This is a genomic window from Aliivibrio sp. S4MY1 (genome assembly GCF_028765545.1).
Classification (GTDB): Bacteria; Pseudomonadota; Gammaproteobacteria; order Enterobacterales; family Vibrionaceae; genus Aliivibrio.
Genome location: NZ_JARACP010000001.1, coordinates 72,401 through 88,860, shown reverse-complemented (window position 1 = coordinate 88,860; position 16,460 = coordinate 72,401). Strand labels below are relative to the sequence as shown.

Annotated in this window: 12 protein-coding genes; 7 read left to right on the top strand and 5 right to left on the bottom strand. The window is 38.5% G+C overall.

Features of this window, described 5'->3' with window-relative positions:
- Positions 1-383 precede the first annotated feature (383 nt).
- Both PVK71_RS00390 and PVK71_RS00385 read left to right on the top strand, forming a co-directional pair.
- Positions 384-1,433, top strand: coding sequence for a hypothetical protein (locus PVK71_RS00390; RefSeq protein WP_274417487.1), 1,050 nt, complete (start codon positions 384-386; stop codon positions 1,431-1,433).
- Entirely contained in the window at positions 1,433-2,506 is a 1,074-nt protein-coding gene (locus PVK71_RS00385) for a hypothetical protein (protein WP_274417562.1), read from the top strand. The genes PVK71_RS00390 and PVK71_RS00385 overlap by 1 nt, the downstream gene beginning before the upstream one ends.
- Before the next feature lie 49 nt (positions 2,507-2,555).
- Here PVK71_RS00385 and PVK71_RS00380 read toward each other — a convergent pair whose 3' ends face one another.
- Complete coding sequence (locus PVK71_RS00380; RefSeq protein WP_274417564.1) at positions 2,556-3,941, bottom strand: cytochrome-c peroxidase; 1,386 nt, start codon at positions 3,939-3,941, stop codon at positions 2,556-2,558.
- A gap of 405 nt (positions 3,942-4,346) precedes the next feature.
- On the opposite strand from PVK71_RS00380, the gene PVK71_RS00375 reads away from it, so the two are divergent.
- The 3 genes from PVK71_RS00375 to PVK71_RS00365 all read left to right on the top strand — a co-directional run bounded on the left by PVK71_RS00375 (position 4,347) and on the right by PVK71_RS00365 (position 6,939).
- A complete protein-coding gene (locus tag PVK71_RS00375; RefSeq protein ID WP_274417565.1) occupies positions 4,347-5,861 on the top strand; it encodes a catalase in 1,515 nt (504 codons plus the stop codon).
- A gap of 97 nt (positions 5,862-5,958) precedes the next feature.
- On the top strand, positions 5,959-6,414 hold the full coding sequence (locus tag PVK71_RS00370) for an ankyrin repeat domain-containing protein (RefSeq protein ID WP_274417488.1): 456 nt from the start codon (positions 5,959-5,961) through the stop codon (positions 6,412-6,414).
- A 12-nt stretch (positions 6,415-6,426) separates the two neighbouring features.
- A complete protein-coding gene (locus PVK71_RS00365; RefSeq protein WP_274417489.1) occupies positions 6,427-6,939 on the top strand; it encodes a superoxide dismutase family protein in 513 nt (170 codons plus the stop codon).
- A gap of 84 nt (positions 6,940-7,023) precedes the next feature.
- Here the strand turns inward: PVK71_RS00365 and pdxY are convergent, their stop codons facing one another.
- The 3 genes from pdxY to cadB form a co-directional block, all read right to left on the bottom strand.
- The gene (gene pdxY / locus PVK71_RS00360; RefSeq protein ID WP_274417490.1) at positions 7,024-7,893 is read right to left on the bottom strand and encodes a pyridoxal kinase PdxY; all 870 of its coding nucleotides are present in this window, start codon (positions 7,891-7,893) and stop codon (positions 7,024-7,026) included.
- A 76-nt stretch (positions 7,894-7,969) separates the two neighbouring features.
- The gene (locus PVK71_RS00355; protein ID WP_274417492.1) at positions 7,970-10,108 is read right to left on the bottom strand and encodes a lysine decarboxylase CadA; all 2,139 of its coding nucleotides are present in this window, start codon (positions 10,106-10,108) and stop codon (positions 7,970-7,972) included.
- Positions 10,109-10,207: 99 nt separating this feature from the next.
- The gene (gene cadB / locus PVK71_RS00350) at positions 10,208-11,560 is read right to left on the bottom strand and encodes a cadaverine/lysine antiporter (RefSeq protein ID WP_274417493.1); all 1,353 of its coding nucleotides are present in this window, start codon (positions 11,558-11,560) and stop codon (positions 10,208-10,210) included.
- Between the two features lie 657 nt (positions 11,561-12,217).
- On the opposite strand from cadB, the gene PVK71_RS00345 reads away from it, so the two are divergent.
- Positions 12,218-13,687 (top strand): alanine/glycine:cation symporter family protein, encoded by a 1,470-nt coding sequence (locus tag PVK71_RS00345; RefSeq protein ID WP_274417495.1) that lies wholly within the window; start codon positions 12,218-12,220, stop codon positions 13,685-13,687.
- 80 nt (positions 13,688-13,767) lie between these two features.
- On the opposite strand, the gene cadC is transcribed toward PVK71_RS00345, so the two are convergent.
- Positions 13,768-15,390, bottom strand: coding sequence for a lysine decarboxylation/transport transcriptional activator CadC (cadC, locus tag PVK71_RS00340; protein ID WP_274417497.1), 1,623 nt, complete (start codon positions 15,388-15,390; stop codon positions 13,768-13,770).
- Positions 15,391-15,966: 576 nt separating this feature from the next.
- Between cadC and PVK71_RS00335 the strand changes: the two genes are divergently transcribed.
- Positions 15,967-16,386 (top strand): VOC family protein, encoded by a 420-nt coding sequence (locus PVK71_RS00335; RefSeq protein WP_274417498.1) that lies wholly within the window; start codon positions 15,967-15,969, stop codon positions 16,384-16,386.
- The last annotated feature ends 74 nt before the right edge of the window (positions 16,387-16,460 follow it).

Sequence of the window (16,460 nt, the reverse complement as noted above, 5' to 3'; positions counted from 1 at the left end):
TCTGAAGACATATCACCCTCAGATCATCATGTAGAAAAATAGTTAAACCACCAACTTGGGGGTTCCTGTTTACTGGTGTTCATGATGTGTCTCCTTGTATAAACAAGATGGGTTAATGGATAGCAGCGAAACTGCATTCAAAGACGGGCGGACTTTACCCAATAACAGCAAAAGATACCATTACGGTGTGTAAGGAGGTATTGCAAATAGGCCCTTCATTTACATTCAGAAATATGTCATGAGAAAAAGGTTAGTGTTGATTAAATAATAATCAATCAACACTTCCCGCCTCATAAATGAGAACGCAATCGATACCTCCATTTGCGAAATAAGAGTTGAGCAATTACTCTATAAATATAATTACTCAAAAAGAGTTAACTCTTATGAAGTTTCTTTCACGTCTATTCCTATTAATAACAGCGACAGCTTCTCTTCCTAGTTTGGCTGCACTAGGTGAGCATCCCATTATCTTGATTCATGGTTTTCAAGCTGGTCAACTTCAAACCAAGCCCGATCATGATGCGGTTATTACTGATGGAAAAGCCTACTGGCAAGATTTTTGGCTAGCTAAAGCCGATGAGCGTATCGACTGGCCTTCGCACGAACGTGTCACAGGAAAGATCTCAAGCGATTATGTGTGGCCAAAATTAAAAGCTCTTTCTGAAAATAACACCTGTCAAAATGGCTGTATTTTAGTCACTCATTCTACTGGGGATCTGGTTGCTCGTTATCTATTAGACAATCAAGAAAACTGGCTCATCAATGCAGGGTTAACGCCACTTAATATTATTGCGACCTTCGATTTTGCCGGTGCAGGTGGTGGCTCTGAGCTGGGTGATATGGCGATTAATATTTCAGAAGGCAGTGGCGTATTAAATGCCCCCTTAAAATATGCAATGTCATTATGGTTAGGTGAAACACCTAGTATAGGAAATACTGGCGTACTTAATGATTTAAAAATTACCAATGCACGTCAATTAGCCCCTTTACCTGATAACCGTATTCCTCGCATTCGCTTTGTCGGTAAAGGCAGTGACTATTTTGGATCAACCAGTGGATTTTTACCGGGTAAAGATGATGGCGTGGTATCAAGCCATTCTTCTTGTGGTTCAAGTCAATCTGGCTCATTTACAAGTTGCTCAACAACTCTCGCTTTTGATGGAAAAATAGAAAACCAACCACAAGCGGTGACTAATTTTATTCCTTATCATTACCCACTATTAATGGGGGATAATTACAGCCATAGCGGATTAATTGGCACAAAACATCAAGGTAAAGTAACGGCCGTAAGCCAAGAAAAAACATTGCTCGATGGTACAATCATTAAAGTAAGTACGACAGATTCTACTTATTGGTTAAGCGGCAATACATATCGTTACGTTGATAACTCAAAAAATGAAAGCATGTCTGAACTGGTTAGTGATTTATTGTGATGAATAAAAACGCTTTATTTATTGGTGCGCTGCTGATGACTTCAGCGGCGACCTTTCATTGGATAATGCAGGATAGCACCGCCCAAACGATGGTAGGAGAGCATTCTTCAGTAAAAACTCACCAAAAAATAAAAGCAGCTTCAGCAAGGCAATTAAAAAAAGAAGTCGTGCAAACAAAAACAGACCTTATCTCTCTACAAGAACAAGATGAGGTACAGAAGGCTTTACCGCAAGAGCTAAGCAGACAGTTTGCCTTATTATCTAAAGCTTACGCCGAAGAGATGATTTATCCATCTTACTCAACGCCACTGCTTTCTAACGATAAAAGTTATCTTGAGCCGAATCACTTCAGTGAAGTTAAGATCCCCGTATTAGACGGGTCTCATAAAGCTTCCCTTTCTTTAGATAAATATCGATTTTCTTACCCTGAGCCTATTACCGTCACTCTCAATTCAGATCTCGCGGTTGATCATATCGAGTATGAGTTATTAGACCCAGAAACTCGAAAATCCCTCACAACTCAATATACACAAGAGTTAACTACTGAGTTTTCACCTCAAAAAGAGTGGCCTCAAGAGATTAGAATTAAAGCGGTAATCTCTTTTGTTGATGGAAAGGACACCCTGACTACCGATATTCAATTTTCAAATCCAGTGGCTTATGTTAACTCAATAGAGCCGCCTTACTCTGCGGGAAGCGATATGATATTACCGCTGAACATTGAAGTGAAAGAGTCCGGTAACTACCGAATTAGAGCCAACTTATTTCAACAAAATGGAAAGCCGATTGCTTCTTTGAACAATAAAGAAAAACTCTCTCAAGGTGATGCTGTATTTGAACTAAAAGCACACAGTTCAGTACTTAAAAATGATGTGACAGAGTTTGAACTACGAAATATCACGGTTGAAAAAATGTCTGATTTTCCAGAAGAGAAAACGCGTTATGGCACAAGTCGGAAAACCGTATTTACTATTTCATCTTTTGATATTTCAAGTTTAAGTGATGAGCCCTATCAAATGTCAGAACAAGAAAAAGAACGCCTGCGATTTTTAAATGATATTGCTCAGCAATAAAACGAAAAAAGGAGATCATATGATCTCCTTTTTATTATTAGTATTTGTTCTAATTCAGCATTTCACCATTATATTCACCAGTTAAAGTTTTTAAGTAAGCGCTAATATCTTCAACTTCAGTTTGAGATAAAGTTACACCAACTTGATATTGCGCCATCGCTGCAACTGCATCATCTAATGTTTCTGCGCTACCATCATGGAAATACGGTGCAGTTAGTGCAATATTTCGTAAGGTGGGCACTTTAAAACGATTCATGTCATGTGCTTTATTAGTCACATTAAAGCGGCCATTATCCACCTCAGATATATTACCTCGCTCACCAAAGTAATCCGTTTTTAAGCCCATGACTTCAAACGTTTGTCCACCCATTGCTTGACCAGCATGACAAGTCGAACATTTGTTTTGTTTAAATAATTCATAACCGTGTTGCTCTTGCGCATTCAACGCTAACGCATCACCTTTTAAGAATTGGTCAAATCGACTGTTTGGTGTGATCAAGGTTTTCTCAAATTCAGCAATCGCATCTGTAATGTTGTCACCAGTGATCCCATCAGGATAAATCGCAGCAAAGGTCGCTTTCATCTCTTCATCAAGTTCAAGTTTGCCTGTAATTTGATCCCATGAGGTTGACCCCATCTCAATAGGATTCATCGGTGGTCCACCTGCTTGTTCTTGCAAATCATTCGCGCGACCGTCCCAGAATTGATGAATATTGTAAGATGAGTTAAACACCGTCGGTGCATTAATTGGGCCTTTTGAGCCATTAATACCTGTTGATGTGGTTAATCTATCCACCCCTCCCGTTGATAATGAATGACAGCTAGAACAAGCTACCGTGTTATCACCAGAAAGACGTTTATCATGATATAGCGCATCACCTAGTGCCACTTTTTGTTCATCTACAATTACATTTTCATTAATCGGTTGAATCGCTTCGTATTTATATTCACTACTAGCCAATGAGTGTTTATTCGTTTGTTCCTGTTGTATCCATGTGCGTAACGTTTGTTTTTCTTCGTCGGATAAGTTTGAGCGCCAGTGCATAGATAAATAGGCTTTTGGTGGCATAGAATTATCATTCAACACACCACTGATCTTAGCCAATGCGACGTCTGAAATTTGATTGCCCTCTTCAAAACTACTTAGCACTTCATCAAATTGAAAATGACGTAAGCCAGTTTTTACGTCTTTTTTCATCAATTGTTTAGCTATAGGAAGATTGGCATAAAAAGGCATTTCGCTATTTTCAGTATGGCAATAACCACACCCATTCTCTGTTAATACTTGAAATGCAGCTGAAGATATAGGGTCATCTTTAATTTGTGAGTTCGCTAGCTTTCTTTGACTTCGAGCGTCATCTGATGAGTCAACTACATAAACGGTACCAAGGTAGGCAATGACGCCAAGTCCTATTATTAATCCTATTTTTTTCATCATTCTCTCCTGCAATCTGAATATGCGCACACGATAGAGTGAAAAAAAAACGCTTTCCAAGGAAGAAATATCATCAGAATCATCGATTTAATCGATACCCCAACCTGATAACATTAAATAACCTTACTTTTCATAATGATAAATTACATTAGACTTTTACTTGTGTGTTTTTTGTTAAATTACTAGCCACTGGTTTCTTATTTTAGATCAATTTTATAAAAATGGATTTTTACTAAATTCAACAAAACAACCTTTAATCATGTAGAACATTGGTTAAATTAACGTTTTAACTTTGATAAGTTTTGACTATTAAATTAATAGTTATTTTCAGTTAAGTTAAATACTTATTTTATTATATATTTTTGGCGGGCAGAAAGGAGTTTGATGAAACGTTGGAGAATTGCCATGCAAATGTCAAAGAGCTTTTTATATATAACATTAAGTCTAGCAACAGCAACATCTGTTCAAGCAGATATATTAACACGAGATAATGGTGCACCTATTGGTGATAACCAGAACTCTCTTACCGCTGGTGAAAATGGAAGTGTATTGCTGCAAGATGTTCATCTTATTCAAAAACTACAGCGCTTTGCTCGAGAAAGAATTCCTGAGCGAGTTGTACATGCTCGTGGCACCGGAGCACACGGTAATTTTGTATCTAGCGCAGACTTTAGCCACCTAACAGCATCACCTCCTTTTAATAAAGTCGATAAAGAAACACCTGTATTTGTTCGTTTTTCAACTGTTATACATCCAAAAGGTTCTCCTGAAACACTTAGAGACCCTCGTGGATTTGCTACCAAATTTTATACCGAACAAGGTAACTGGGATCTCGTCGGTAATAATTTACCCGTGTTTTTTATCCGTGATTCAATGAAATTTCCAGATATGGTTCACTCATTAAAGCCATCACCAATCACTAATATTCAAGACCCAAACCGTTTCTTTGATTTTTTTAGTCAGGAACCTGGCAGTACCCATATGCTCAGTTGGGTTTACAGTAATCTTGGAACACCTGCAAGCTACCGAACAATGGATGGGTTTGGTGTTCATGCTTATAAATGGATTAATCAATCTGGTGAGATCAATTACGTTAAATTTCATTGGAAAAGCCAACAAGGTATAAAGAGCCTCCGTTCAAATGAAGTTATTGAAATCCAAGGTAAAGATTTTAATCATTTAACCAATGACCTGTATTCTCAAATAAAACAGGGAAATTATCCTAAATGGGACTTATTTGTAAAAGTATTATCTCCTACCGAACTCAACTCATTGGATTATAACGGATTAGACGCAACAAAAATGTGGTTAAACGTACCTGAAACAAAGGTAGGTACAATGACGCTAAATAAAATACCTGATAACTTCTTTTTAGAAACAGAACAATCAGCATTTTCACCTGCTAATTTAATTCCAGGTATCGAACCTTCTGAAGACCGTTTATTACAAGGCCGTTTGTTTGCTTATTCCGATACCCAATTATATCGATTAGGTTCTAATTTATTTCAGCTTCCGATAAACCAACCTAAAGTTGCAGTCAATAATCACAACCAAAACGGTTTCGGAAATACAGAATCGAAAAATTCAGATATTAATTACGAACCAAGCCAGTATTTAAACCTATCTGAAAATCCTAAATATAAAACAACTCAAATGTCTCTTTCAGGAGTGACACAACAAAAAGAAATAACTCAACAACGAAACTTTTATCAAGCTGGTGAGTTTTATCGAAGCCTTAATGAGCAGGATAAAATGGATTTAATCCATAATCTTTCAGGAGACCTCGCACAGGTAAAAGATGAAAAGATTAAAACTACAATGCTGAGCTTCTTTTATCGTGCAGATAAAGATTACGGCACTCGGCTAACAAAAGCTGTAAAAGGAAATATAAAACAAGTAATTCAATTAGCGTCTATATAAAAAGCTTTGGTTCACAGGATTAATAATGACTCTTTTCTGCCCAGAAATAGTCTTTCCTGTGAACCATTTTATTAAAAATAACATAAAGGGTAATCATATGAAGCGACTAATTACTTCTTTTTATCTGTTTTTTTTATTACTACCTATACCTAGCCTAGCCTTAGAAAAAGAACAAACAAAAGACGATTACCAAACGCTTATCGAACTATATTTCGCTGCTGCAAGAGTTGGCAATAATGAAGTATTAGATAAATTCTTAACTGCTGGATTTCCAGTCGATCAAATAAATAATCAAAGTTATACCGCTCTAATGACCGCAGCGTATTACGGACATGCTTCATCAATCGAATTACTCTTAGAAAAAGGCGCAAATGCCTGTATACAAGATAAACGAGGAAATACAGCCATTATGGGTGCGGTAATCAAAGGTGAACTTTCTATAGTAAAGCGCCTATATGCTGTAAATTGCTCTAAAGATATAAAAAATAACACAGGCTTAACACTCAAGGAATTCGCAAAAATATATGGTCAATCCGACCTATTTAATAACTAAAAAGGAAATAAAATGACAAAGCATACTTTTTTTGCTGTCTTTTGCTTTTTGTCTAGCAGCTCAATAGCGCATTCAGCTGTTGTAGATATGACTGAATTAAATAGCAACACACCCGCTGGAACTATCACAATAACCAGTACTGAGTATGGTACTGTTTTTACACCTGAACTATCTAACTTGCCTTCAGGTTTACATGGTTTTCATATACATACCAACTCATCTTGTGAGAGTGCAACAATAAATAACAAAAAAATCTTAGGCGGTGCCGCTGGTGGGCACTATGATCCTGAAAATACAGGAAAACATGGTTTTCCATGGACCAGTAATAATCATTTAGGAGATCTACCAGCCCTATACGTTGACCACCATGGTATGGCAAATCAACCAGTAATTGCACCTAGAATTAAACTGAGTGATCTTAAAGGTCGCTCAATCATGATTCATGCTGGTGGAGATAACCACTCAGATCATCCAGCAGCACTAGGTGGCGGTGGAGCTCGTTTAGTTTGTGGTGTAATTAAATAGCTAAAAATAAACAAAAAGCCCATGATACGCATATTGCTCACCATGGGCTTTTCTATTTTATTTGTGATTTTTATATCGAATTAATTAAGCGACCTTTTCTGCTTTCACTGTGATCTCTGGTGTATTGAAATGCTCTTGTGATGCGATAAGTTGCAGTTCATACGCTCCACGATTGAAGGTTTCTTGCATTACCGAATCAACCGCAGCATTAGTACGTTCAAACGCATCAATTGGAGAATATCCCGCCATTAAGTTAGCAAGCATTACACCACTGATTAAATCCCCTGCCCCTACTGGCTGACGCTTTGCATCAAAGTCATATAAAGGACGAGAAACGTGGTAGCTACCTTCTTTGGTGGTTAATAGCATTTCAAAGCGATCTTTTTTAATACCCGCACGACTTAAGTGTTTTACTACCACCATCTTAACGCCCTGCTCAAGCAGTTGATTATTCGCATCAATCACTTGCTCTAAGGTGTTGATCGTCATACCGGTTAAACTTTCTAACTCTAATAAGTTAGGCGCAATAATATCTGCTGATGCAAGTGCGGACTCTTTAAAAAAAGTGGTCACTTCTGGTGCAACAATGCAGCCTTTCTCAGGATGTCCCATCACTGGATCACAGAAGTAAATTGCATTTGGATTGTCTTGTTTTATTTTCTGAACCGCTGTGATGATCTCTTGACCTTGCGCTGCTGATCCTAAGTAACCACTTAACACCGCATCACAAACATGAGTTGCTTCAATCGCTGATAGACCATCAACCAATTCTGAAATGTGGCCAGCAGGCATGGCAATGCCTTTCCAACCTTGTTGATATTGTGTGTGATTTGAAAACTGTACCGTATTAATAGGCCATACTTCCATTCCCATTCTTCGCATTGGAAAAACCGCAGCACTGTTGCCTGCACAACCAAATACCACATGAGACTGAATGGAAAGAATACGTTTCATAACATCACCATAATTTTAAATAGAGTAAGGGCTTCCGTGCCCTAAAATAAACGATATTCCTTCAAAACCCTAGGGCTTAATCTTCTTTTAGAACTTTCACTGTGTAACTGCCATCTTTTTGAGCATATACACCGTGAATATCCGTTTCAAAGCCAGGGTAATGTGCGCCGATAGCACATAGCATTTCTAAGAAATCAAGTACTGGACGAGACTCAGCCGTTACCATTTCACCTGGAAGTACTAGTGGAACCCCTGGTGGGTAAGGAAGGATCATATTGGCACTTACACGATTAACCATTTCTTCCAGTTTCACTTCCTCCACATTACCGCGTAGCTCTTCTTGCCATGCTGCGTGTGGGGTTACTTTAAGCTCAGGTAATACGTCAAACGCTTTGAACATTAGCTCTGGTAAACGGTATTGACGAGTTAAGTCATGAATACCTTGTGCCAGCTCTTGAACTCGCATGCCTTCGTAGAAACTTGGATCTTCGTTGTACAGTGAAGGAAGGAAGTTTTTCACTGTTAAGTTTAGATCAAAGCCACGTTTAAAGTCAGTTAATGCACGTAGTAATTGCATTGCTTTTGATTTATCAATACCGATAGAGAATAGGAACAATAGGTTATATGGACCTGTTTTCTCTACTACGATACCGTGTTCATCTAAGTATTTAGCAACGATTGATGCAGGAATACCTGTCTCGCTCATTTCGCTATTTTCGTTCATTCCTGGAGTTAATAGCGTTACTTTGATTGGATCAAGGTACATGTGATCATCATCGATGTCTTTGAAACCGTGCCATGTATCTTTAGGATCCAGTTTCCAACATTCCGTTGTATCGATGTTTTCTGGTTGCCATACATCAAAGAACCAGCTGTCACTTTCGCCTTGTAGACGTTTGATCTCTTTACGGAAACGAATCGCACGATCAATTGAGTCTTGGATCAGTTTCTTACCTGTATTACCACGCATCATTGCCGCAGCTGTTTCAGTTGATGCAACAATACCGTATTGAGGTGATGTTGATGTGTGCATCATGAATGCTTCGTTAAATGACTCTTTATCAAACTCACCTTTTACATGGATCATTGATGCTTGAGAGAACGCCGCCAATAATTTATGAGTTGATTGTGTTTCATAGAACACTTTACCCGGCATTGCTTCGCCACTCATACCGCACTTACCTTCATAAATTTTATTGAAGTTAGTGTAAGGAACCCAAGCACTGTCGAAGTGAATGTATTTAGTATCTAGCGTTTCTTTGATGTATTGAGTGTTATATAGCAGACCATCGTAAGTTGAGTTAGTAATAACTGCATAACCCGGCATGGTTGCGTTTGGTGTTGCTGCTACTTTTTGCTCAATCACTTCACGAGTGAATTCACTTTGTGGAATGCCACCTAAAATACCGTAAGCATTACGCGTTGGGCGGAAATAGATAGGCGTTACATCACTCATCATCATCATGTGAGTTAGAGATTTGTGACAGTTACGGTCAACAAGTACTGTACTACCTGCAGGAGCTGAGTACATACCTACAATTTTGTTTGATGTAGAAGTACCGTTAGTTACGATGTAAGAGCTGTCTGCATTAAAGGTACGAGCGATGTACTCTTCAGCTTCTTTATGAGGACCTGAGTGATCAAGTAATGAACCCAGTTCAGGCATTGAGATTGATACGTCTGCTTTAAATGCGTTTGGACCATAGAAATCATAAAAGATACTACCAGCTGGACTTTTTTGGAAAGCCGTACCGCCCATATGACCTGGAGTACAGAAGGTATATTTACCCTCTTCTACGTATTTGAATAATGCCTTAGTAAAAGGAGGCATTATTTGGTCTTTGTATTCTTCAGTCGCTTGATTAATTTTCAGAGCGATGTCGTCAGCCATATCTAGGGCATATTCGAAGAAATGTAGATTTAGACGTAAATCAGTTAATGAAATATCTAATGTTGAATGTTGGTTAGCAAATGCATATAGCGGCAATTTTTCATTCAAGGTATTAATTTCAGTACATAGGTCTAGTGAGTATTTATCCCAGTCAAATAACACACCACAAATGCGTGGGTTCATTTCAATCATTTTATATAGATCTTGTGCATCTACTGGGTAAACCACTTTATAGCCTGCTTTTTCTAAAGAAGCATGCAATTCGCGAACTGGCTCTTCTTTAAAGAAAACACCTGAGTGGTTTAGGATAGCAAAAATATTCATTTTATATCTCCAAGACGAAACAAGGCGCTCCCCATCTTTTTGATGGTGAGGTAGTGGAGCGCCAGAGGGTAAATTTATTAAGTTGGTAGCGTTATGTCGTTACGCTATCGAGTGATATTCATGGGCAGTAGCTTCAGTGCTAATGTGTTGCTCTGCTTGTTTTAAGCCCATTTTCTTTGCGTAGAACATTAAGATAACAAGTGACACGATGAAGGTTGCAGTCAATGTCGCGCCTTCTGCACCAGCAAGAGCAATCATGCAGAACACACAAGCGATACCAGAGAAGAACATGGTAAAGCCACTGCGTGTTGTCATACCTTCGAATCGAATTAAGTTAATGCTTGAATAGAAGTAAGGAAGCATTGTTAGTAGTACGGCATCAGTCGTTAACTGGTTAAATAAGTCAGCAGTATGTGCAGATTGAGAACTGAACACGGTCAATACAACCATTAGTGCTGTCATTTTTAGCGAGGCAAGTACAAGACCTTTTTTCGCAACACCGTTTTTATCAACTTCACCGTAGATTTTAGGGAAATTACCATCGTGAGCCGCACGTTTACCGGCTTCACCAACCAACATCATCCAAGAACCCAGTGATGTGAAACATGCTAGGGCAGTAAATGCAGCAACAAATGGGGCTGACCAACTACCGAAAATCTCAGTGGTTGCTAGAGCAAATGGCGCACCTGATGCTGCCACTTCTGCTGCTGGGAACATGCCACTGATTACTTGAGTTGATAGGATATAAATCACACCCGCAATCGCTGTACCTAACATTGTTGCTAGAGGAACGGTGCGTTTTGGATTTTTTACCATACCAGACGATACCGCTGCTGATTCAACACCAACAAAAGACCATAAACAGATAAGCACAGCACTGATAATAGCGTGGCTACTTGTGCCTGAAGATACATTCCAGTTTTGGTTATATAAAGCAGGATCAAAGTGAGTCCAACCCACAAGACCAGTCCCCACAACAGGAATAAGGATAAGACCTAAACCTAAAGTACAAAGACGACTTACCCAGCTACCACCTAGTAAGTTAACTAAGGTAAATAACCATACTGATGCAATCGTCGCGGCAGCCGCAGGGATAGGGTCATTCAAAGCAGGGAAGAAAACAGATAGGTAAGAAACGCCAGTAATCGCGATGGCTAAGTTACCAATCCAGTTTGCGTGGTAGTAAAGGACACCGGTTTGGAAACCAAATACAGGAGAGACTTCACCTGCATAAGCAATTGGGCCACCTTCTTGAGGGTTTTTCGTTGCTAAGCGGGCAAAAACAAACGCCAAACTTAATGCACCCACTAAACAGATAATCCAACTAAAGATGGATACTGAGCCAACTGCCGCTAATGAAGAAGGTAATAGTGCAATACCACTCCCCATCATGTTGCCGGCAACAACACCCGTACAGGCAATTAAGCCAATTTTTTTTGTATTCGATTCCATAACATCTCCAGGGATTATCGAATGGGCTCTATTATTTAGCCCGTGATGCGAAATTTTATTTAAGAGGGCGAGGTGTTATTTAGACGGAGCATGCAAACTCTGTTGGGGTAAATACACAACATCCCGCTCGAATGTTGAGATGAAGATTACGCCCAATGAATCGAAAAAAAATAAGGATAAAATTATCAATAAAATAATGATAAAAAAATAAAGAAGAACACTGATAAGCGAAGATGCCAAAAATTAAATTACGATTATTTTCAACAAGTTAAAATTTCAACTTTAGATTTAATTAAAAAAAACAAAAAATATAAACCTCTAATATTGATAAGAATAAGGGTTTATTTATGACCTTTATCTCTTCGTTATAAAAATACCAACCAACTAAAGACCAGATTTTTTTCATGGTTAATTGAGTGAGAAAATTTCAATGAAAAAATTGTAAATATTTATCGCCACACGTAAAAAAAGTACGACATATTGTTTCATTATGATTGACTAGCTAAAGTCGACTGAACTATATTAATCGCCGCAAATCCTTAGCAAACGATATTTTATACAACTTTATAACAAAGTTACTTATATTTCTTAAAGATTGGCATTTCGTTATCCATTGTTTAGGAAAAATAAATTAACGATTAATAATAAGGAAATTTCATGACAAACACAGATTCAACGCTAATTGAGTCAATGAACGAGGCGTTAATGTCTGTCATTGGCACTATCAATGGCCTTCTTTGGGGACAAGTCCTCGTTTATCTTCTTGTTGGTGTCGGCATCTACTTCACGGTACGTCTTGGCTTTATTCAACTACGCCAGCTTGGTCACTCAGTTAAAATCTTACGCAGCGGTCAAGAGATCGACAGCGGAATCAGCTCTTATCAAGTATTTTGCACCTCTATGGCAGCTCGCGTGGGAACGGGTAACATGGCAGGTGTGGCAGTCGCTTTAACCGTTGGTGGCCCTGGTGCTATCTTCTGGATGTGGGTTATCGCTCTATTTGGTATGGCGACAGCATTCATTGAATCGACACTGGCTCAAGTATACAAAGTTAAAGACGTTGACGGTCAATACCGCGGCGGCCCTGCTTACTACATGGAAAAAGGCCTTGGTCAACGCTGGATGGGAACACTTTTCTCTATCTTCTTAATCATCGCTTTTGGTTTAGTGTTCAACGCGGTTCAAGCAAACACAATTACTGATGCTCTGAATCACTCATTTGGTTTTGATAAAACTATCATGGGTGTGGTAATTGTTGCGGTTTCTGGCTTCTTTATCATGGGTGGTTTACGTCGTGTTGCTAGCGCATCATCGAAAATCGTTCCTGTAATGGCAATTGGTTACCTTGCGATTGCACTAATTATTGTAGTGATGAACATTACTGAAGTTCCTGCAGTATTAACGCTTATCGTTAAGAGTGCATTCGGCTGGCAAGAAGCGGCGGCAGGTGGTGTTGCATACACTATCGCTCAAGCAATGCAATCTGGTATCGCTCGTGGTCTATTCTCAAACGAAGCGGGTATGGGTTCTGCTGCTAACATCGCAGCAAGTGCAACACCAAACCCTAACCACCCTGCATCACAAGGTTTTGTGCAAATGCTAGGTGTTTTTGTTGATACGTTGGTTATCTGTACTGCTTCTGCTGCGATGATTATGCTTTCTGGCGTAATGGATCAGCCAGATGCTGCTACGGGTATCAGCCTTCTTCAGCAAGCACTAACTAACGAGTTAGGCGGCTGGACAAGCTACTTTATGGCACTAGCTATTCTTCTGTTCTGTTTCACTTCTATCATTGCAAACTACAGCTATGCTGAAACAAACGTAATGTTCTTGAACGGTAACTCTAAGAAGGGCTTATTTGGCTTCCGTCTGTGTGTGCTAGCAATGGTTATGTTCGGCTCAGTAGCTTCTCTGCCTGTAGTATGGAACCTAGCTGATGCTTCTATGGGTATGATGGCGCTAATCAACATTGTTGCTTTAGTTCTACTGTCTAAACTAGCAATCAACGTTATCAAGGATTACGAAGTTCAACTTAAAGCAGGTAAAACGCCTGAGTTTGATAGAACTAAGTTCCCTGAACTTGATGACCTAGACGGTGCATGGCATCCAAAGAAAAAGAAAGCATAATCTACTTTAGATAACCTACTTTCATAAAAACAAAAAGCCCGCCGAACATAAGTTAGACGGGCTTTTCTTATTTATACCAATCATCCAAGTAAACGAACTTCACTTGGATTAACCGCTCGATACATAAAATAAGCGACGGTCTCTAAGTCACTATAGAACGCAAGATTTTCACTTAACATATAAGTTTCAAGAGACGTATCCATAAAGAAAGCTCTGCTGTATGCATCTCCTGCTTTATCTAAATTCCCATTCAACTCTGCTAACTTCCCTTCTAGTATGTATGAGAATGCGGACTCTCTATGCTTAAATGCCAAGGTTAAATATTCAGCTGCAACCTCTTTGTTATCTTGCTTAATTGCTATCATTGCTAGCGCTTCATAGATACGAGAAGGCAACACCTCTTCATTTAACGTCGAATAACGTAATGCTAGGTCCTGACTTAACTTTTCGATCTTAGTGGTATTATCATCGAGATCCAATTCAGGATTTAACGCAGAGAAAGCATTATAAGCAATGTATAACTCTGAAAGTACATAATCATTATTTGGCTCCGCTAACGAAATTTTCTCTAATAAAGCAATCCCTTGTTCAAACTCTGCGGGATCAGACTGATTAATAAAATGATTCGCTCGAATAAGCATTTCAAGTAAACCGCGCTCTTTCGGTAAACCAAGCATCAATCTATCCATCTCGGCTTCTGTTATTGTGACACTAAGCGCGCTCATTAAATCTAAAGAAGACTGACGTAATACATGCTCAAGATTTGCATTGGTCATTAAATATTGACGGCTAAACAGGACTCGATTTGAAGTATTGCTGCGATACTCTACATCCAAATACGTTTTATTTTGCTGCTCCTCAACACGAACATTCACCGCTTTCCCAGGCAATATCCCAGTGGTAAAAGTCGTTTTGTTTAATTGAACGCGATAGTCACCAATGCTTGCTAAATCAGCCATTAATTTTTGGCTTATTCCATCAGCGAGAGACTCCGTTTCATTGTTATCATTTCGACTAGTATGAAAGGTAAATTCAATTAAATCAGTATCAATAGCTTTGGTAATATGTGTTGATGTTTGTTGATAGGTCACAGAAAAGATAACGGCTATTAATACAAGAATTAAAAAACCATCAAACGCGAGTAGCTTCCAACGATGTAAGCTATTAAAGCTTTCACCTTGTTTTTTCTTTTCACTATTTACGTGATCTGAAATTGCCGTTACAGAACGAGTCAGTGGCGCAGCGGGAAAAGGCAATACACTCTGCGATTCTGTTTCTTGGTGTTGATGTATGTCTTGCGAATCACCATCTGATGACACTACGTTCTCTAACGGTAATTTTGCACCATCACACGGCTTCCAATATGGGGTATCTTCAAGACGAACCTGATGAGTTTCAGCAACCAGTTTATACCCTCGTTTAGGCACAGTGACTAAATAGCGAGTATTGTCTAATCGACCATCACGTAATATTTTTCGTAGCTCAAATACTGATTGCGTTACGACTTGGTCAGTGACAAATGCACCATCCCAGACGTGCTTAATCAGTTCATCACGACAAAATACTTCCCCGGAATGCTGGGCTAAAAACTGTAATAAGTTGACTAAACGAGGTTCGACTGAGACTTCCCTATCTTGGCGATACAACTTATTTTCTTCAATAACTAGTGTCCAGTCATTAATTTGAAAACAGATCCCGACCATAAGATACTCATATTTGATTAAATATTAATATAAAACGAGTGAAATAAACGCCTCAAAAATAATAATCTTTAGCGTGATATTTACGTCTATATAAAATGAAAAATGGATTATAGATAACCATTACTCTCTTTTATATGGGATTTCACTTTCAAAAATGCAATCTTAGAATTCAAGCAAAAACACGCATTAAAAAAAACCATTAATAAATCATAAGTTAATGTTTTTAATAGAGATAAATAATCATCATCTCGAGCTGAGTTTTGAATAATTCATTGTCACTTTTTTATCTACTACATTAACAGAGCTGTTATTAGTATGAATATAATTCGTCCAATATGAACACCATGTAAATAGAATATAAATAGATCAAGATACCTCAACCTGTCATTTTTAAATCATTAAAAATAATAAGGATAAATAAAATCTAAAAAATTATTAATATATCCACCAACTATGGGAAATTGATCTCAACATGCCTTAAAAAGAAAACAAAAAATAAACGGTTGACCTAATGTTAAGTTGAGGTTTTAAAGTGAACGGACATTAACAAGATAGGCCAATGACAAGGAGTCATCCATGACACAATTTGAACACGCTAATATCACTGTACCTAATATTGATGCCGCTACCGCTTTTCTTTTAAACGCAGCGCCTGATTTTCGTATCAAGGCAGATAAAACGCCTGATGGTGCTCATCGTTGGGCTCACATAGGAAATGCGAATTGTTATTTTGCACTGCAAGAACCACAAGAGATGAGTAGTTCAAAAGACACGCGCTCTCCGTATCAAAATATAGGGATTAACCATATTGGCTTAATCGTTGAAGATTTAGATAAAATACAGCAGAAATTACTATCTTTAGGGTATGAGCAGAATGGAGAGATCATGCGAGAGAAGCATGGCAGACGCTTATATTTTTATGATAAAGCACACTTTGAATGGGAATTAGTCGAATACAGCAGTGATAAAGAAGAAGAACGCTATTTCTATGAGTAAATAATAGGTTATCCGTACTTAAATAAATGCAAAGGAGCTAATGCTGAGATTAGCTCCTCCTTGAGGACGGTTCG